This is a genomic window from Beijerinckiaceae bacterium (assembly GCA_004564215.1).
GTDB lineage: Bacteria > Pseudomonadota > Alphaproteobacteria > Rhizobiales > Beijerinckiaceae > Methylocapsa.
In genome coordinates this window covers 1,784,670-1,801,414 of the sequence record CP024846.1, presented here as the reverse complement: position 1 = coordinate 1,801,414, position 16,745 = coordinate 1,784,670, and the positions used below count along the sequence as shown (strand labels likewise).

22 protein-coding genes are annotated in these 16,745 nt (G+C 59.5%); 12 read left to right on the top strand and 10 right to left on the bottom strand.

Translation table 11 applies throughout. The features are described from left to right. The first annotated feature begins 114 nt into the window (after positions 1 to 114). Genes CU048_08555 through CU048_08545 form a run of 3 tightly spaced genes read left to right on the top strand, consistent with a single transcriptional unit; the run spans position 115 to position 2,070 of the window. Positions 115 to 879: a septum formation inhibitor MinC gene (locus tag CU048_08555; GenBank protein ID QBR71323.1), complete on the top strand. Its 765-nt coding sequence runs from the start codon at positions 115 to 117 to the stop codon at positions 877 to 879. Positions 880 to 898: 19 nt separating this feature from the next. Next, the gene (gene minD / locus CU048_08550; GenBank protein ID QBR72779.1) at positions 899 to 1,714 is read left to right on the top strand and encodes a septum site-determining protein MinD; all 816 of its coding nucleotides are present in this window, start codon (positions 899 to 901) and stop codon (positions 1,712 to 1,714) included. Beyond that, complete coding sequence (locus CU048_08545; protein ID QBR71322.1) at positions 1,711 to 2,070, top strand: cell division topological specificity factor MinE; 360 nt, start codon at positions 1,711 to 1,713, stop codon at positions 2,068 to 2,070. The genes minD and CU048_08545 overlap by 4 nt, the downstream gene beginning before the upstream one ends. A 65-nt stretch (positions 2,071 to 2,135) precedes the next feature. Here CU048_08545 and CU048_08540 read toward each other — a convergent pair whose 3' ends face one another. Beyond that, positions 2,136 to 2,759, bottom strand: coding sequence for a transglutaminase (locus CU048_08540; protein QBR72778.1), 624 nt, complete (start codon positions 2,757 to 2,759; stop codon positions 2,136 to 2,138). Positions 2,760 to 3,175: 416 nt separating this feature from the next. Between CU048_08540 and CU048_08535 the strand changes: the two genes are divergently transcribed. Continuing rightward, complete coding sequence (locus CU048_08535; GenBank protein ID QBR71321.1) at positions 3,176 to 4,078, top strand: peptidase; 903 nt, start codon at positions 3,176 to 3,178, stop codon at positions 4,076 to 4,078. 62 nt (positions 4,079 to 4,140) lie between these two features. Then, complete coding sequence (locus tag CU048_08530) at positions 4,141 to 4,710, top strand: hypothetical protein (GenBank protein ID QBR71320.1); 570 nt, start codon at positions 4,141 to 4,143, stop codon at positions 4,708 to 4,710. On the opposite strand, the gene CU048_08525 is transcribed toward CU048_08530, so the two are convergent. From CU048_08525 to CU048_08515, 3 genes are all read right to left on the bottom strand, one after another. Further along, complete coding sequence (locus CU048_08525) at positions 4,695 to 5,429, bottom strand: hypothetical protein (protein QBR71319.1); 735 nt, start codon at positions 5,427 to 5,429, stop codon at positions 4,695 to 4,697. The two genes, CU048_08530 and CU048_08525, sit on opposite strands and share 16 nt — an antisense overlap. Further along, positions 5,430 to 6,581 (bottom strand): AI-2E family transporter, encoded by a 1,152-nt coding sequence (locus tag CU048_08520; GenBank protein QBR72777.1) that lies wholly within the window; start codon positions 6,579 to 6,581, stop codon positions 5,430 to 5,432. It abuts the gene before it with no gap. A 71-nt stretch (positions 6,582 to 6,652) separates the two neighbouring features. Further along, complete coding sequence (locus CU048_08515; GenBank protein QBR71318.1) at positions 6,653 to 7,198, bottom strand: CDP-alcohol phosphatidyltransferase; 546 nt, start codon at positions 7,196 to 7,198, stop codon at positions 6,653 to 6,655. Positions 7,199 to 7,649: 451 nt separating this feature from the next. Between CU048_08515 and CU048_08510 the strand changes: the two genes are divergently transcribed. Both CU048_08510 and CU048_08505 read left to right on the top strand, forming a co-directional pair. Beyond that, entirely contained in the window at positions 7,650 to 8,714 is a 1,065-nt protein-coding gene (locus tag CU048_08510; GenBank protein QBR72776.1) for a phosphoribosylformylglycinamidine cyclo-ligase, read from the top strand. After that, positions 8,711 to 9,370: a phosphoribosylglycinamide formyltransferase gene (locus CU048_08505; GenBank protein QBR71317.1), complete on the top strand. Its 660-nt coding sequence runs from the start codon at positions 8,711 to 8,713 to the stop codon at positions 9,368 to 9,370. Before CU048_08510 ends, CU048_08505 begins: the two co-directional genes overlap by 4 nt. 29 nt (positions 9,371 to 9,399) lie before the next feature. Here CU048_08505 and CU048_08500 read toward each other — a convergent pair whose 3' ends face one another. Then, a complete protein-coding gene (locus CU048_08500) occupies positions 9,400 to 9,822 on the bottom strand; it encodes a nucleoside-diphosphate kinase (protein ID QBR72775.1) in 423 nt (140 codons plus the stop codon). Positions 9,823 to 10,068: 246 nt separating this feature from the next. Between CU048_08500 and CU048_08495 the strand changes: the two genes are divergently transcribed. The 4 genes from CU048_08495 to CU048_08480 all read left to right on the top strand — a co-directional run bounded on the left by CU048_08495 (position 10,069) and on the right by CU048_08480 (position 12,536). Then, a complete protein-coding gene (locus CU048_08495) occupies positions 10,069 to 10,371 on the top strand; it encodes a hypothetical protein (protein QBR71316.1) in 303 nt (100 codons plus the stop codon). A gap of 18 nt (positions 10,372 to 10,389) precedes the next feature. Next, a complete protein-coding gene (locus CU048_08490) occupies positions 10,390 to 10,626 on the top strand; it encodes a hypothetical protein (protein ID QBR71315.1) in 237 nt (78 codons plus the stop codon). Between the two features lie 96 nt (positions 10,627 to 10,722). Further along, the gene (locus tag CU048_08485; GenBank protein QBR71314.1) at positions 10,723 to 11,412 is read left to right on the top strand and encodes an exopolysaccharide biosynthesis protein; all 690 of its coding nucleotides are present in this window, start codon (positions 10,723 to 10,725) and stop codon (positions 11,410 to 11,412) included. 143 nt (positions 11,413 to 11,555) lie between these two features. Next, complete coding sequence (locus tag CU048_08480; protein QBR71313.1) at positions 11,556 to 12,536, top strand: LysR family transcriptional regulator; 981 nt, start codon at positions 11,556 to 11,558, stop codon at positions 12,534 to 12,536. Here CU048_08480 and CU048_08475 read toward each other — a convergent pair. The 5 genes from CU048_08475 to CU048_08455 form a co-directional block, all read right to left on the bottom strand. After that, positions 12,488 to 13,021 (bottom strand): alkyl hydroperoxide reductase, encoded by a 534-nt coding sequence (locus CU048_08475; GenBank protein ID QBR71312.1) that lies wholly within the window; start codon positions 13,019 to 13,021, stop codon positions 12,488 to 12,490. The genes CU048_08480 and CU048_08475 overlap by 49 nt on opposite strands. A 7-nt stretch (positions 13,022 to 13,028) precedes the next feature. Then, entirely contained in the window at positions 13,029 to 13,583 is a 555-nt protein-coding gene (locus CU048_08470) for an alkyl hydroperoxide reductase (protein ID QBR71311.1), read from the bottom strand. A 135-nt stretch (positions 13,584 to 13,718) separates the two neighbouring features. Beyond that, a complete protein-coding gene (locus CU048_08465; GenBank protein QBR71310.1) occupies positions 13,719 to 14,309 on the bottom strand; it encodes a DUF3501 domain-containing protein in 591 nt (196 codons plus the stop codon). 47 nt (positions 14,310 to 14,356) lie between these two features. Beyond that, entirely contained in the window at positions 14,357 to 15,703 is a 1,347-nt protein-coding gene (locus CU048_08460; protein QBR71309.1) for a glycerol-3-phosphate dehydrogenase, read from the bottom strand. Between the two features lie 171 nt (positions 15,704 to 15,874). After that, positions 15,875 to 16,297, bottom strand: a complete 423-nt coding sequence (locus CU048_08455; protein ID QBR72774.1) for a rubrerythrin — start codon at positions 16,295 to 16,297, stop codon at positions 15,875 to 15,877. A gap of 144 nt (positions 16,298 to 16,441) precedes the next feature. On the opposite strand from CU048_08455, the gene CU048_08450 reads away from it, so the two are divergent. Next, positions 16,442 to 16,624, top strand: a complete 183-nt coding sequence (locus tag CU048_08450; protein QBR71308.1) for a hypothetical protein — start codon at positions 16,442 to 16,444, stop codon at positions 16,622 to 16,624. Positions 16,625 to 16,745 lie beyond the last annotated feature (121 nt).

Here is a 16,745-nt window from a genome sequence, read left to right as displayed (position 1 = left end):
CGAAATTAAATTTCTTCCTTGAACTGTGCCAAATCGGGGCCCGTGGCAAAAGCCTTAACCGGGCGTTAACCATGCCCTGGCTAAATCGTCGAAGCACATCTTCGAGGCCCTGCCGTGACAGCCGCTGCAAACACCCGTCATTCGATCCGTTTTCATGGCCGCTCCTACCACGCAATGGTGCTTGCACCGGAACCGCCTTTGGCGAACTGGCTTGCTGAAATGGATGCCTGGCTCGCCCGATCGCCGGGCTTCTTCCTCGGCCGCCCGATCGTTCTTGACCTTTCCATTTTACGGCCCGGCAAGCAGGGTGTGGCGGAGCTCCTCAAGGAACTCGCCGAACGCAACATCAAGGTCATGGGCATTGAGGGCGCCGAGCCTTCTTGGCTCGACTTTGCGATGCCTCCCTTGCTGTTGAGCGGCCGGCAAAAAGGCATCACCGACGTTCTCGGCAAGGAGCTTCCAACTGAATCCCCAGAGTCCGATGCCACGCCCGATGTGGCGAAAGCTCCCGAAGCTTCGAAACCCTCGGCCGTCGCCGCCAAAAATACCGAGCATCCAAATTCCTTGCTGCTGGACAGCTCGATCCGCTCCGGCCAATGCATTGTGCATCCGGAAGGCGATGTGACCATCATCGGCTCGGTCGCCTCGGGCGCCGAAGTCATCGCCGGCGGCTCCATCCACATTTATGGGACGCTTCGAGGCAGGGCTATCGCCGGTTCCCGTGATTCCCGCGCGCGCATCTTCTGCCGCAAACTCGAAGCCGAACTTCTTTCCATCGACGGCCTGTACATGGTGGCCGACGACATGCCCGCGCATCTGCGCGGCAAGCCCATTCAAGTGTGGCTTGATGGTGATTCGCTGACCATGGTTCAAGACTGAAAGAGTGGGAGACATCAACATGGCCAAGGTTCTGGTCGTAACATCCGGCAAGGGCGGCGTCGGCAAGACGACCTCCACCGCGGCTCTGGGCGCGGCGTTAGCGCAAAGCGGCAAGAATGTCGTGCTGATCGATTTCGACGTCGGATTGCGTAACCTCGATCTTGTCATGGGCGCCGAGCGCAGAGTCGTCTACGATCTGATCAATGTCGTTCAAGGCGATGCCAAGCTCGCGCAGGCTTTGATCCGCGACAAGCGCGTCCCGACGCTGTCGCTGCTTCCCGCCTCGCAGACGCGCGACAAGGACGCATTGTCCGACGAGGGCGTCGCACGCGTCATTGCCGAACTGAAAGAGAAATTCGATTGGGTCATCTGTGACAGCCCCGCTGGAATCGAGCGCGGCGCGACGCTTGCGATGCGGCACGCCGACGTGGCGGTCATCGTGACCAACCCGGAAGTTTCGTCAGTGCGCGACTCGGACCGTATCATCGGTCTGCTCGACTCAAAGACCGAGCGCGCCGAAAAAGGCGAGCGCGTCGAGAAGCATCTCCTGCTCACCAGGTTTGACGCGGCCCGCGCCGGCCGCGGCGAAATGCTGAATGTCGAAGACGTGCTGGAAATCCTGTCCGTCCCGCTGCTGGGAATCATCCCGGAAAGCACCGAGGTGCTGCGCGCCTCCAATATCGGCTCGCCGATCACGCTCAGCAATCCGGAAAGCGCACCGGCGCGCGCCTATTTTGCCGCGGTGAAGAGGTTGAATGGCGAGGTCATCGACATGACCGTGCCGAGCGACCGGAAGGGGCTGTTTGGAAAACTATTTGGACGGAGGGCCGCATGAAGCTCATCAGTTTTTTCAGGCGGCAAGGCTCCGCGCCGGTAGCCAGGGAACGGCTGCAGATCCTGCTCGCGCATGAACGCGCCGTTTCAGGGAAATCCGATCTGATCGCCATTCTTCAGGAAGAAATTCTGGCGGTGATCGCGAAGCATTTCCCGGTCGAGGCCGAAGGGATCAAGGTGAAGATGGAGCGGGGCGAAGTCGTCTCGACCCTCGAGGTCGAGGTCGAAATTCCGACCCCGATGTGTCCGGGGCCCGTGCCGCCCAAATCCGCGTCCAAGGACGTGGCCGCCCTCAAGGAAGTCGTCGGCCCCAGGCTGCCGGCGCCGCAATCGGCCAATGAAAGCATTTCAGCCTGAGAAGGCACCGCCTCTTGCGGCGAACATGCGCGAACAGGGCCGGGGCGAAAGCTCCGGCCGTACGGTCAGCGAGACACATAATCCGGTGCGGCCGTCGGATCCCCGATTTGTTCCCACGCGTTCTGATCGTTCTGCGACTGGCGCTTGACGAAACGATAGCCGGTGCGGTTCCAGGGCTTCATGTCATCATTCATATTGTCGAGAACATAGTCGCCGGCGGTGGTCTTGACGGTCAGGACCGCGTGCCCCTCGTTGTGCTCGTCCTTGACCACGGTCATCAGCAAGGCCTGACGCGGGAAGCCTTCCTCAATAAGGATCTTGCGCTTGAATAACGCGAAGTCCTCGCAATCCCCTTTGCCGTCGGTTGGATAGTCCCATTCGTCGATGAGACCCCAATGTTCCATGTCGGAGACCGGCTTGATTTGGGCATTCACCCATTTGTCGACCCGTTCGATTTCGATGATCGTCTTTGATGTCAATTCGATATCCGTGGGCGAAATGGGCTCCCCGTTGCAGGCGCCGGCATTGCGCCGGCAAAAATCCCCCCAACCATAGGGTACGGCGGTCGGGCCGCTGATCGGCGCGAATGAGGACGCCCGGACAGTTTCGGCTGCGTTCGCGATCGCATCGCAGGGAGACAGAAGAACCAAGCCGATCAACGAAAAACCCGCTATCGACAAAATCGTCATCGGCTTCACAGTCCTAACGTCCATCTCGTGCCTCCCAGCCCAGGGTACCAAACAATGTCAGGGCTGTTTTCCGATGGTCTTAAACAAAACGAGCTAATCTTAGGGAAGTATAGTTGCTATTTCTCAATCTGTTGACTTAACTAAGTCATCGATTGCTCATTTTCTACTGATTTATACGAAACAGTTCGATCAAATTACTTTATTTTGCTTTTTGGCGCAATGGATGTCCTTGAAATTAAGGTTTCATCAACCAATTACCATATCTATTTAACACTTTGTTTAGCTATCTCAACCTGCCGAGATAAAGATGATTAACGCTTCTGAACCCCCGGCGGAGGAAACCGTTCCCTCTCAAGGCCGGCCGCCGGGCTTGCCTCTAAAGCCCGTTTCCAGGCCACCCTTCAACGAGGCATTTCATGGATTTTGTACCCGGTGTTCCGTCCCACCCGAACTGGGCCGTCATTCCCAACCCCACCTCCGGGCTTAGCCAGGACGACCAAGCGGCGCTGGAGCGCGCCATGCGTGAACTTGAGCGGACAAGTCTGGCCATTCGTCTGAGCGCGGCGCTGGGGCGGCAGGTGAGCGCGATTGGCGCGATCGTTCCGGCGCATATTTCCGGCATCGCGAACAGGGCCGCGGAGGCGGCCATCCGGGGCGGTCTGAATTTCGCGATCCGGAGCCTTGCCGGCAAGCCGATGCGGGATCGGCGCCGCATGCACAAGAGCATAGCGGTTTTGGCGGGCGCCGCCGGCGGCGCATTCGGTATTTCAAGCCTGCCGGTCGAACTTCCGTTCTCGACCGCGATTATGCTGCGCTCGATCGCCGACATCGCCCGCGGCGAGGGGCAGGACCTGTCCGATCCCGCAACCGTGCTTGCTTGTCTCGAAGTCTTTGCCCTAGGCGGCCGCGCCGATGCGGATAAGCCCATCCGCTATGCCGATCTCCATGGCACAAATTCCAATCTTGAGGAGGGTGCGGTTCTGGAGACCGGCTATTTTGCGGTTCGGGCGCTGTTGGCGAAGTCGGTGTCGGAAGCCGCCGGCTATCTGTCCAGCCGGGGCCTCATCAATGACGTCGCGCCGGCGCTGGTTCGCTTTGTTGCGCAAATTGGGACGCATTTTGGCGTGGTGGTCTCGCAAAAGCTCGCCGCCCAAAGTGTTCCGCTGATCGGCGCCGCCGGTGGAGCCGCCGTAAACTACGCCTTTGCCGACCATTTCCAGACCATTGCGCGCGGCCATTTCACAATTTTGCGGCTTGAACGCCAGTATGGAGCAAGCGTGATCCGCGCAGAATATGAAAGACTGCTTTCTCAAGGCTGAACCAATCAATCCGCTTCACGTTTACCCAAACTTAAGCTACATGAGCGCCGACTTCTCGGTTTATGGATTTTTTGATGCGAACGGATCGCTTTGGTCGCGTCTTTGCGATCGCCCTCCTCGGGATCAGCCTGTCTCCGGGCGTCGCTCACGCCGGATTCTTTGATTTTTTGTTTCAGCAGTTCCAGCCTCCGGCCCCGCGGTACTTTCCGCGCCCGCCAGCCTATCGGCCGTGGGGACACGCCAATGGTTTCCGCAGGCATAAGGTCGTGGCGCATCGGAATGAGAAGGCGGGACATCCGGTGCGCCCGCACGCGCCCGTCGACATCATGAACGACGAAAGCTTGCAGGAAGGCGATGCGGTGATGACCCGCTCCGGAATCCGCATTTTTGTCGGCGACTACGGCAGCCACCACCACAAGGCGGGCGATTTCAGGAAACTGTCGGAGATCAAGGGGCTCTCCAAACGCGAGCGCAAGTCTCTCGCGGAGTTGGATGCGCCGAGATCGATTTCCGGCACCGATGACTCCAAAGCCGGGTTGGTCACCGGACGCTCCGCGACCGAGGCCGGTCTGAGCGCGGGGAAGACATTCACCGACGCCAGGGGCCGCACGATCCGCTACGTTGGTCCCTGAGCGGGAGCCGGGTCTTCCTCATTGCCGATTGCGATCAGGACATCGCTGGCGATCGCCCGCGTAATCCGGCTTTTGCGCGCGAGCGCTTCTCGGTCCACCCGATCGACAAATGAACGGGCCGCTTCGAGCGACCGCTCGAGCCGCAGGGCGATGTAGTCAACGACCCCCGTGTCGACGACAAGCTGCCGTTCGATCAGCAGTTTGACGAGAACCGCCCGCATCAAGGCATCGTCGGGCATTCCGATTTCAATCGTCGGCGCGAGCCGCAGCCGCGACAAAAGATCGGCGGTCCGCAAACCCCAGGTGTCGGGAAGGGCCCGCGCCGTGAGGACGAGCGCGATGTCGCGTTCGCGCATCAGATTGAGAAGATGGAAAAGCTGAGGTTCGGCTTGTCCGATCTCGTCGACGTCTTCAAGGAGAAGCGGACCCGCGGCGGCCAGGGCTTCGATATCGGCATTAGCCAACGACGCGCCGGGCTGGGTCGCGGCACCGGATTTGGCGGCCCAAATCGCACCCATGTGGCTTTTGCCCGCGCCCGGCGGCCCCACGATCATCAGCATCGGAGCCGGCCACCGCGGCCATAGCTCCACCATCGCGTAGGCCTTTTCGTTCGATTGCGAGACGAAAAAATTCTCCGGCTCGTAACCAGGCTTTGGCGCGAGCTCCAATGTCAGTTGACGAGGAGCAGCTCGCGTCTGGCGGGGCTTCTCCCCAGCCATTCAACGATCCTCATGGTCGAGTTGGGCAAGTTTCGAGTCGAGAAGCAGCTTGGCGCTGGGACGCCGGACTTCCGTGTAAAGATTGCTTTCCCGATAGCGCTTCAGGGCAAAGCGCAGGATGACCGCGGCGGCGGCGGCAAACGGCACTGCGGTGATGAGGCCGGTGAAACCGAACAGGCTGCCGAAAGCGAGCAGCGCGAAAATCAGCCAGACCGGATGCACCCCGACCGATTCGCCAACGAGCTTCGGCGACAAAATATTGCCTTCGAGAAATTGGCCGACCAAAAACACGCCGAGCGACATGGCGAGCAGCCGCCAATCCGGCCAATTCTGCACGATTGCCACCGTCGAGGACAGAACGAGGGCCGTCAGGGAACCGACATAAGGGATAAAGCTCAACGCACCGGCCGAAATGCCGATGAGAAGGCCGAAATTGAGCCCAATCAGCGACAGGCCCAACCCGTACCAGATTCCAAGACACAAACAGACGAGGGATTGGCCGCGTAAAAATCCCGCCATGGCGGTATCGATCTGGCGGGCAAGGGTTCGCACCGTTTCGCGGTTTCGCGGCGGGATCAGATCGTCGATCGTCGCAATCATCTTGTGCCAATCGAGAAGCATGTAGAAAGCGACGATGGGGGTTACGACCAGCAGCGAAACCAAACTGATCAGCGCCGCCCCGCGTGTCAAAAGCGAATTCAGGAAGGATGCCGCCCATTGAGCCCCCTGGGCAACGAGATTATTGGTGGCGTTGCCGAGATCCGGGCCGATTTGACTGCCAAGACCCAGCTTATCCAGCAGGGTGCCGCCATAGTCCTTCTGGAAATTGACGGAAGCCGCCGAAATCAGCTCCTGCAGCTTGACGGCATAGGCCGGCATCGCCTCGATGAAACTGGCAAGTTGGCGCCAAAGTACGGGCACGACCAGAACGAAGATCAGCCCGAGAACCAGGACCATGCACGCCATAATGAAGAGCGTCGCACCGAGCCGATTGAAGCCAATTCGCTCCAGGCGGTCGACGACCGGGTTCAAGAGATAGCCTAGCGCGCCGGCGGCGGCGAACGGCAGAAGCACGCCGCTGAACAGCCAAAGCAGCAGGACCAGCAGCAAGAACGCGCCAATCCAAAAGCCGATCTGCCATTCGATCCGTATCGTCATTGCCTTTTTCCGCCACTCTTGCCGGGGAGTTCCAGCTTCCGGTCCGGCCTTAGCACTTCTTTGCGTCAAACACTCATGTGCCGGATCCACTGCCGCAGATAAGCAGCTGTCGAGGCAATGGTGAGTGCGGCCACGCAATAAAGCATAATTTGGAACCAAGCGGCGGCGGGAAAATGGAAGGCTTTGGCCACGAGAACCATGGCCGCGAAACTGATTTGTGCCGCTGTATTGAGCTTGGAGATCATGAGCGGCTTGACCTTGACGGGCCTGCGCATGAACCCTGAAATCATGAACGCGCCGATGATCATGACATCGCGCGCGACGACGATAATGGCAATCGTCGCGGGAAGAACGGAGACGACGGCGAGGGTCACATAGATGGAAACGATCAGGGCTTTATCGGCCAGCGGATCGAGATAGGCGCCGAGTTCGGTCCGAAGTTCGAAGGTTTTGGCGAGCCAGCCGTCGACCGCGTCGGAAACGCCGGCGATGATGAAGACCACGCAGGCTTCCTTCCAGCGCTCGGCTATGATCAGGGAGACAATCGCCGGGGCAAGGACAAGGCGTCCAAGCGAAATCAAATTCGGAAGACTGCGGTAATAGGAAAACATCAATCCGTTTCGAAATATGGATGGGCACGGAACCCGCTATAGTTTCCAAGCCTCGGCAAAGTGACAACCCTTGAAGCCCAGCCGGGTTCAATGGCGGCCAGACTTGGGGTTGTGGCCCGGCGGTGGCCGGTGGCACCAGCGCGGCATTGCATGATCTCAACCCGCCCGCCCGATCGTCCCGATGCGGCACAAATTGCCTATCGGCTTTGCAATATTGCTTTGGCACAAATCGGGCGTTAGAGGATGATCCCTAAAACCGACAGACTTTTCGGGATCATGCGCCCATCGAGCGAGGCGGGGCATCTGCGAATGCCTTGAAACCTGTGCTCTAGGGCTTTTGCCAGCAAAACTGCTTCCCCGAGTTGACATGGGCGTTGATTCAATACGCTAAAATTCTCCTACAGCTCGTGACGTCTAAAAAGACCTCGCGGTGGCTGCGGCCTGGACCGACATGACGAAAAAGAATGGCCTTACCTATGCCGACGCCGGCGTCGATATCGATGCCGGCAACGCCATGGTCGAAAAAATCAAGCCGCTTGTGCGGGCAACGCGGCGGCGCGGCGCCGATGCGGAAATCGGCGGCTTCGGCGGTCTGTTCGATCTCAAGGCCGCGGGCTTTGTGGATCCGATCCTGGTCGCCGCCAATGACGGCGTCGGCACAAAGGTCAGAGTGGCCATCGAAAGCGGCATCCATAACACGATTGGGATCGATCTCGTCGCGATGTGCGTCAACGACCTCGTCGTGCAGGGGGCCGAGCCGCTGTTCTTCCTCGATTATTATGCCGCCGGACGGCTCGATCCCGACGCCGCCGCGCAGGTGGTCGAAGGGATCGCCCGGGGCTGCATCGAGGCGGGCGCTGCCTTGATTGGCGGGGAGACCGCTGAAATGCCGGGCCTCTACGCGAACGCCGATTATGATCTCGCGGGTTTTGCGGTCGGCGCCGTCGAACGGGGCAGGCTGTTGCCAAGGGCGGACATCAAGGCAGGCGATCAATTGTTCGGCTTGCGGTCGTCGGGTCTCCATTCGAATGGTTTTTCCCTGGTCCGCAAAATCCTCGAACAAAATTCGCTAGCCTGGTCTGCCATTGCGGCTTTCGCGCCAGAAAAAACCCTCGCCGAAGCCCTGCTCACGCCGACCCGCATCTATGTGAGGCCCATATTGCAGGCGTTGGCGGAAACGGAGGGCATCAAGGCCTTGGCTCATATCACCGGGGGCGGCTTTTTGGATAATGTGCCGCGCGTTCTGCCACCCCGCCTTGGCGTCGAACTCGATCTCTCGGCAATCCCGGTTCCCAAGGTCTTCGGCTGGCTTGCGGCGGAGGGCGCCCTTGCGGAGCGGGAAATGTTGCGGACGTTCAACTGCGGCATTGGAATGGTTTTGATTGTGGAGGCAGGCCACAGCGCTGAAGTCTTGAAGGCTTTCAGGGCCGCGGGCGAAGACCCGATCCCTCTAGGAAAGGTGGTTGCGGCCGAGGAGGGCGCGCGGGTCATCTGTTCCGGGCAGCTCGCGTTGTGACCTTGCGACGCACCCGCACAGCGATCCTTATTTCCGGGCGCGGTTCCAACATGCGCGCCTTGATCGAGCGCGCCCGCAGCCCCTTCTATCCGGCGGAAATTGTTCTTGTCGTCTCAAACCGCCCGGATGCTGCCGGATTGGCTTTTGCCAAGGAGCATGGGATTGCGTGCGCCGTGGTCGAGCACAAGATCTACGCCGGACGTGAGGAATTCGAACGATCCATGCAGGTGCTGCTCGATCTGCATCGAATCGAGCTCATTTGCCTTGCCGGATTCATGCGGATGTTGACCCCCTGGTTCGTGGGTCAATGGCGGGAGCGGCTGCTAAATATTCACCCAGCCCTTTTGCCGGCCTACCGCGGTTTAAACACCCATGAGCGGGCCTTGGCGGACGGGGTGAAAATCCATGGCTGCACCGTGCATTTCGTGGTGCCAGCCATGGATGAAGGTCCGATTATCGGGCAGGCGGCGGTTCCAGTGCTCGATTCGGACACACCGGCCTCGCTTGCCGCGCGGGTACTTGCGCAAGAGCATCTGCTTTATCCGGCGGCGCTGGCCTGCGTGGCGGAGGGCCGAGCGCGGGTTCAAGGCAATCGGGTGTTTTGCGGCGAGCCATCCTCGCCGCCCGCTCCGTTGCGGGTTCCGTTTCCCGACTAGCCATCGCCGCCCTGTTTGGTGGCTCGCCGTTAGCCGACGATTTCGTTGCCGGAAAACCATTGTGCGATCTCAATGGCAGCGGTTTCGGGCGCGTCCGATCCATGCGCCGAATTCTCGCCCAGGGAGAGCGCAAATTCCTTGCGGATAGTGCCGGGTGCGGCCTTGGCCGGATCCGTCGCGCCCAGCACATCCCGATATTTTTGGATTGCGTCTTCGCCTTCCAACACCTGCACGACGACAGGCCCGGCGATCATCGTTTCGACGAGTTCGCCGAAGAACGGACGAGCCTTGTGAACCGCGTAAAAGACCTCGGCCTGGCCGCGCGTCATTCTGACGCGCTTTTGCGCGACGATCCGAAGCCCCGCCTTCTCGATCAAGGCATTGATCGCACCGGTCAGATTTCGCTGCGTCGCGTCGGGTTTGAGGATGGAAAAGGTTCGTTCAATCGCCATGTCGCCGGTCATTCTCGCATTGATGGGCGCCTGCCTTGAGACGCCCGATTGGGCCTAAGTGCCGCCGCCGATTGCCTTAGGGGTCGGCCGAGCGCTTGGCAAGGGCTTGCGCGGCGCCGAACGGCTTGGGTGCGAGAGTAAATGCTTTACATAGCCACATTTTTACCGCACTATATAAATAATAATATTTGTCATAAATCAGTGTTAAGATCTCATTCTGAAGCGGTCCGGCGGAAAGTAGGCGGCATGCACTTTATTCAAATTGCGAGTGTTTTGGTCGCCTTCGCGGTCGGGCAATTTCTGAATGTCTTGGCTCTCGTACCGATAGGTTTGGTTTCGATCTCCCTCATTCTCGGCTTTTCGGCTTGGACGAAACCCGGCTGGCTCGAGACGTTCTGGGGCGTCGTCATTGTCATCGTCTGTCTTACGTTCGGCTACCTCTTTGGAGCCCTGGCTGACTTTTTGAGCCACTTCCGAGAGACCAAAACCGACATTCGTGAGCCGACCGACGAGACCATCAAGAATGATTGGATCCAGCATTTTCATTGAACCTCGCGGGGTACTGTCATGCCAGCGAATATGCCGAATGAAAGTACGGATAATGTTGAGTTTTGCGCACCGGCCGACTTCCTTTCCGAACGGGCCCCGGAAGACCTCAGCATCGCGGGTCTGAGGTTGATCGCGCATCGATCGAAAGCCAACAAACTCGTCTTGGCGGCCCGTCGGCGCTGGAATCGCGCGGCCCGCGAGCAAGCCCTCATTGTATCGGGCCAGGTGCCGGCGGCCGGTCTGGATAAAACTTAAATCCAGAAGTTAAACAACTAAAAAGCCAACAATAATTGACGTCTAGGAGGAGGCGCTAGGCAGCAACGACGAATTATTACTTCAATTTGACGAGGAATGTATATGTTAGATGCTGGGTTCACAATACTGCGGAGGCAGTTACAGCGGTCTAGTTTGGGCAGCCGACGGGTAATTGTAGGCGGACCCGCAAAACGGCTTTTCGATATAGTCGCCGCATCGCTGATCATTATTTGTATCGTTCCCCTCATTGTCTTCGTTTCACTCGCTATGAAACTTTTGGACCCCGGCCCGGTGATCTATCCGCACACAAGGATTGGACACTGCGGACGCCGCTTCAAATGTCTTAAATTCCGATCGATGGTCGTGGGCGCGGACGAGGTGCTGAAAGCACTGTTGGCGTCCGACCCGGAGATCCGCGATATTTGGGAGCGCACGCAAAAACTGCCGAACGACCCCCGCATCACGCCCTGGGGGCGGTTCTTGCGGCACTCCAGCCTTGATGAGCTGCCTCAGCTGATCAATGTGCTTCGTGGCGATATGAGTCTGGTCGGGCCGCGTCCGATCGTACCGTCCGAAATGGCGCGCTATGGAGACAAGCTCGGCCTCTATCTATCGGCGAGACCTGGCTTGACCGGGCTTTGGCAGATCAGCGGCCGCAGCGACTGCAGCTACGACCGGCGGATCGAGCTCGATGCTGAATATGTGCGCTATTGGCGGTTCTCGACGGATCTCATCATCTTGCTGCGCACGGTCGGCGCAGTTATCGCCCGAAAAGGCGTCTACTGACCCTATGGGCTCGGGCCGAGCCGCCCGGCCACACATCCGGGCGCGGTTTCCCTATGCATCGCGCGGACGACAACTGCCGCTTCGGCCGCCTTTCATAGGCTGGACCGATTGTTTTAAAGATTATGATTTGATAGCACGATTGAATGAACCTGCGTGATCTCCGTTACATTGTTGCCGTCGCCGATCTCGGCCACTTCGGCCGCGCCGCGACGGCCTGCCATGTCAGCCAGCCGACCCTAAGCGGCCAGATTTTGAAACTGGAAGAAAAACTTGGGGTTGGTATTTTCGAGCGGGTCGGCAAATCGATTGCGACCACCGCGGCGGGCGAGCAAATCCTGGAACATGCCCGACGGGCGATCGCCGCTGCCGACGATCTCCTCGCTTGCGCCAAGGCCTGCCGCGACCCGATGATCGGGCCGCTGCACCTCGGGGTTATTCCCACGCTCGGCCCCTATCTGATGCCTTTCGTCCTGCCGCGTGCACGCCGGATGATGCCGGCGACGCCCTTGCTTCTCGTCGAGGATTTGACCTCACGGCTCATCGACCTCGTGGTGTCAGGCCGGCTCGACGCCGCCATTATCGCCTCCGATCCGGAATCGCCTGGGCTCGAGAGCGCGGATCTGTTCGACGAGCCGTTCTTCCTGGTTCTGCCGGAAGATCATCCGCTTGCCGGGCGGCCGAGTGTCGCCGCCGCGGACATCGATCCCCAGAGCCTTCTGCTCCTCGCGGACGGGCATTGCCTCCGCGATCAGGCACTCGAACTCTGCCACCATCCGGATCTGGGCGAGGATGCCATGGCCGACATGCGGGCGACCAGCCTCCAGACCCTTCTCCACATGGCCGCGGCCGGCTACGGCATGACCCTGGCACCCGGTCTGGCGCTTCTTGAACCGCATGGGCTGCCAGGAACCCTCACCGCGCGCCGGATCGACGGGGCGCCCGCCTCGCGGCGTGTACGCCTGATTTCGCGCAGGACCAACCCGCGCCGGCCGGCCCTGCTGGCTCTCGCTAATCTGATCCGGCAGAGCATCCCCAAAGGCGTCGCACAGCCGCTGGATGATTCCGGCGTCTACGTTCAGGCAGCCGAAAGCCGCGAGGCCTCAAGAGCCACGGCCACGGATTGAACGATTGCGGCGCAGCGCAGCGCGAACTGAATTGCTTCCGACGTCGTACCCGCCTCCGCCAAAACCTTTTCATGCGCGTCGATGCAGGCGCCGCAACCATTGATCGCCGAGACCGCCAGACACCAAAGCTCGAAGTCGGTCTTGGCGACGCCGGGACTTCCAATCACCGACATGCGCAGCTTTGCCGGCATTGTCCGATAGGCCTTGTTCGAGGCCAGATGAACAAATCTGTAATAGACATTGTTCATCGCCATGATGGCGGCTGCCGCCCGTGCGGCATCGCGCGCCGCCGAGGGGAGATGCAGCGCCGCATCTTGATCGAAAGCCTGTGCCACCTCTGGGTTGCGGGTGGCGATCGCGCAGGCGAGAAGCAGCCCATATTTGGACTCCTTGCCGAGCGTGTCGTCGTTGACGATGGCGGATAGGTTCAGCCGGACATCGCGGGCGAAGTCGGGAATATTATCCTTCAGGCTTTCGATCGACATGGGCGCCTCAAGCAACCTGGAGGACGTCGCCGCCGACCTCGCGGTTACAGGGGCAAAGCTCGTCGGTCTGCAAGGCGTCCAGCACGCGCAGAGTATCCTTCGGCGCCCGGCCGACATTGAGATTGTTGGCATAAATATGCTGGATGACGTTATCTGGATCGACGATGAAGGTGTAGCGATAGGCGACGCCATCCGGCGAGCGGACACCCAAGCCGTCGGTCAGCGTTCCGTTCGTATCCGCGAATTGCCAGATCGGAAGCTTGGCGAGATCCTTATGCGCGCGCCGCCAAGCGAGCTTGACGAATTCATTGTCGGTGGAGCCGCCGAGCACAACCGCGTCGCGGTCCTCAAACTCCTTGCTGAGACGCGCAAATTCGGCGATCTCGGTGGGGCAGACGAAGGTGAAATCCTTGGGATAGAAGAAGATGACCTTCCATTTGCCCGGAAAGCTAGCTTCGGTCAGGATCTCGAAGGCGCTGTTACCGCTTTCCTCATGCGCCTCAAAACCCGGCTTGACGCCGACGACGGAAAAGCTCGGAATTTTGGAACCAATGGCAGCCATTTAGAAACTCCTTTCGAGATCGTCGATGCCGCTGCATCGACCGTGAAGGGAGCTATAACCGCCCGTTTCATATCGGTCTAATCGATGGTTTAAATGATACCAATCGTCCTTGACGATGGGTGGCCAAGTTTCGGTTTAGTCGAAATCGCCCGAAAGCTCGGCCCGCATGGCTTCGGGCAGAACCGCCATATGACTGTATGCGGGATGGGTGAAGCCGAGGGTCACCTTCGCGTTGGGGGTCCGAAACAGCGCGATTTGAGCGGTGGTCAATGGGAAGTGCACGAACTGAACCGCCGAGGCTTTTCCGTCGTCGCGGGTCCGATCCTGATCTTCTTCCGGGCGTCCTTGGCTGCGCTCGCCGCCGATCTCGATGAATGCAGTGCTTTCGATCCCGCCGAGGCCGCCGAGAACGCGCTTTCGCCGATCCGGATCGTCGATTTCGATCATGAAGGTCGCGACCAGTTCCTGGCCCTTGGGGATCAGCGGATTATAGGCCACGAGCTCCTGCTCGATCTGCTCCGCGCCACCTTTTTCGATAAACACCATCTCGTGGACCTGCATCCACATGGTTTCATAATTTTCGAAATAGAAGGTGATGTGGGGCCCGATCTCCGCCCGTCGGTTGCATTTGCGCTCGGACATCTTGCGCCGGCACTCGCCCCGGATCTTTCCATATTCGGCCATCGGCAGGATGTCGGCGGCCGTGAGATTATGCTTCCGGTCCATGACCTGCTCCACAAATTACACTCTGTGCCAACCCGTCGCTGGCCCCATCAGTCGTTGAGCTCGTAAGCTTCCGCAATGAGTTGGATCGGGTGACTGACGAGGCGCGGTTTGGGTTTGTCGCCACGGATCTTATCGATCCCCTGCGCGATATGAAGGCCGGCGAGCGGGCACTCCGAGGTGACCACGGCTTTGCCGCTGTCCGCGGCCTGCCGGGCCACAGGCGCACCCACTTTCATCGCCGTGTCGAAATTCGGTTCCTTATAGCCCCAGGCACCGCCATGCCCAGAACAGCGCTCGATGACCTGCAAATTCACAGCCGGCAAAAGCTTCAGCAATTCGCGCGCTTTTTGGCCCATGTTCTGTGCCCGCGAATGACAGGAAATATGCAGGGCAATGCCGCCCGGAGCGACCGGCAGCAGTCCCGGCGCCAACCCCTCCTTGCGGGCGATGCCAACGACATATTCGCTGAGATCGAAGGTTGCCCGGGCCAGCCGCTTGATGTCTTCGTCCTGCGGCAAAATCAAAGGCCATTCGAGTTTCAGCATCAAGGCGCAGGACGGAACGAGCGCGATGACGTCATAGCCTTTTTCGATCCAGGGCTGCATTGCCGCGGCCACGATCTTGGCGGCCTTGGCCACTTCCGCGATTTCGCCCTGCTCCAGCATCGGCATGCCGCAGCAATGCGGATGCACGACCTCCGTCTCGACACCGTTTTTGGCGAGCACCGCGCGGGCTGCGAGCCCGATGTTGGGGTCGTTGTAATTGGAAAAACAGGTCGAGTAGATCACCGCTTTGCGGCCATGGGCCGGCGCGTCCGGATTGAGAGCCGGCGGATTTTCGCGGCTGAGCGCCTCCAAGCTCTGCGAGCTGTATTTGGGCAGCCAGGCCGCCTTATGAAGTCCAGCGACCTTTGCGAGAATGGCGCGCATGGATTTGCTGGCGCGGTCCGTGGCCCAATTGGCGAGAGGCGCCAGATAATGCGCAAGCTTGCCGTTGCGATCGGTCTTGGCGAGCTCGCGATCGGCGGTCTTTATTTTGCCCTTGCTCGCTTCCATCGCGCGGTAGCGGAGCATCAGATGCGGAAAGTCGAGATTGAATTCATGCGGGGGAACATAAGGGCACTTCGTCATGTAGCACATGTCACAGAGCGTGCATGCGTCCACCACCGGCTTGAAGTCGGCGCTGGCGACGGTGTCTAATTCGCCATTCGGGGCGGCATCGACCAGATCGAAGAGGCGCGGAAACGAGTCGCAAAGGTTGAAGCAGCGGCGGCAGCCGTGACAGATGTCGAACACGCGCCGCATCTCGGCATCGAGCTTCGCCTCATCATAGAAGTCCGGATTTTGCCAGTCCAACGGATGTCGGGACGGAGCCGCAAGGCCGCCTTCGCTCATGGGATGCAGACTTCTTCAAAAAGAAAACGACAGGGTGACGGCCGGCCAGGTTGGCCGGAAGTAACCATGGGCCGAGAGCTCGACCCATGGTGCAATCATCGCTCTAGCTTGTCTTGAAAAGGCAATGCGAGACCGAACCGCCGCCCATTCTGATGACGGGCGGCCTTGCCATTACTTTGGCAGTTCGTCGAGAGCTTTCTGGAAGCGGCCCGCGTGCGAGCGCTCCGCCTTGGCAAGCGTCTCGAACCAATCGGCGATCTCGCCAAAACCCTCTTCGCGGGCGGTGCGCGCCATTCCCGGATACATGTCGGTGTATTCGTGGGTTTCCCCCGCAACGGCAGCGGTCAGGTTCTTTGAGGTTTCGCCGATGGGGAGGCCGGTCGCCGGATCGCCGACTTCTTCCAGGAACTCCAGATGACCATGCGCATGACCCGTTTCACCCTCGGCGGTCGAACGGAAAACCGCGGCCACGTCGTTAAAGCCTTCGACGTCGGCCTTTTGCGCGAAATAGAGATATCTCCGGTTTGCCTGGGATTCGCCCGCGAAGGCATCCTTCAGATTGGATTCGGTTTTGCTGCCACTCAGCCCTGCCATGTTTACGTCCTTCTCGATTTGGCGGAGCCCGAGCATCAGGCACGGTGCCCTGAGTCGGGTTAGAATGGTTCTAACAGCAGCAAACTCCGAGGGCAAGGGCAGCCTTGAAGAACTCTAAACTTTCAATTAACATATTGATATAGAATGTATTTTTGTTTCTATCTGGTAATGGCGTCCCGCGCGATCTCGCCTTCGGCGGGCAATGGCGTGCCTGAGGATACAGGCTTGACCCTTGGCAATCGCCATAAAAAAGCCGCTTGTCCGACGGACGCCCCATTCTATTCGAGTGGTCAAACCTATCCAAAATGCGCCCTCTTTAGCGTGTAAGCCTATGGCCACGTTAACGATGTTTATAAATGGCTTTGGCCAAGCGGTTTGAATCCCAGAGCTCCGGCTGTAAAGTAAGCTTTGGTTAACGGTTCCGACCGGGGCCGCTCGGTGGCGTATT

Bases quoted from the DNA above. Each gene is read 5' to 3' on its own strand.
- CU048_08465 (QBR71310.1), bottom strand. From the start codon at position 14,309: ATGGACCGGAAGCATAATCTCACGGCCGCCGACATCCTGCCGATGGCC.
- CU048_08495 (QBR71316.1), top strand. From the start codon at position 10,069: ATGCACTTTATTCAAATTGCGAGTGTTTTGGTCGCCTTCGCGGTCGGG.
- CU048_08460 (QBR71309.1), bottom strand. From the start codon at position 15,703: ATGAGCGAAGGCGGCCTTGCGGCTCCGTCCCGACATCCGTTGGACTGG.
- CU048_08450 (QBR71308.1), top strand. From the start codon at position 16,442: ATGTATTTTTGTTTCTATCTGGTAATGGCGTCCCGCGCGATCTCGCCT.
- minD (QBR72779.1), top strand. From the start codon at position 899: ATGGCCAAGGTTCTGGTCGTAACATCCGGCAAGGGCGGCGTCGGCAAG.
- CU048_08540 (QBR72778.1), bottom strand. From the start codon at position 2,759: ATGACGATTTTGTCGATAGCGGGTTTTTCGTTGATCGGCTTGGTTCTT.
- CU048_08530 (QBR71320.1), top strand. From the start codon at position 4,141: ATGGATTTTTTGATGCGAACGGATCGCTTTGGTCGCGTCTTTGCGATC.
- CU048_08490 (QBR71315.1), top strand. From the start codon at position 10,390: ATGCCAGCGAATATGCCGAATGAAAGTACGGATAATGTTGAGTTTTGC.
- CU048_08485 (QBR71314.1), top strand. From the start codon at position 10,723: ATGTATATGTTAGATGCTGGGTTCACAATACTGCGGAGGCAGTTACAG.
- CU048_08470 (QBR71311.1), bottom strand. From the start codon at position 13,583: ATGGCTGCCATTGGTTCCAAAATTCCGAGCTTTTCCGTCGTCGGCGTC.
- CU048_08545 (QBR71322.1), top strand. From the start codon at position 1,711: ATGAAGCTCATCAGTTTTTTCAGGCGGCAAGGCTCCGCGCCGGTAGCC.
- CU048_08525 (QBR71319.1), bottom strand. From the start codon at position 5,429: ATGGCTGGGGAGAAGCCCCGCCAGACGCGAGCTGCTCCTCGTCAACTG.
- CU048_08500 (QBR72775.1), bottom strand. From the start codon at position 9,822: ATGGCGATTGAACGAACCTTTTCCATCCTCAAACCCGACGCGACGCAG.
- CU048_08535 (QBR71321.1), top strand. From the start codon at position 3,176: ATGGATTTTGTACCCGGTGTTCCGTCCCACCCGAACTGGGCCGTCATT.
- CU048_08475 (QBR71312.1), bottom strand. From the start codon at position 13,021: ATGTCGATCGAAAGCCTGAAGGATAATATTCCCGACTTCGCCCGCGAT.
- CU048_08480 (QBR71313.1), top strand. From the start codon at position 11,556: ATGAACCTGCGTGATCTCCGTTACATTGTTGCCGTCGCCGATCTCGGC.
- CU048_08515 (QBR71318.1), bottom strand. From the start codon at position 7,198: ATGTTTTCCTATTACCGCAGTCTTCCGAATTTGATTTCGCTTGGACGC.
- CU048_08510 (QBR72776.1), top strand. From the start codon at position 7,650: ATGACGAAAAAGAATGGCCTTACCTATGCCGACGCCGGCGTCGATATC.
- CU048_08455 (QBR72774.1), bottom strand. From the start codon at position 16,297: ATGGCAGGGCTGAGTGGCAGCAAAACCGAATCCAATCTGAAGGATGCC.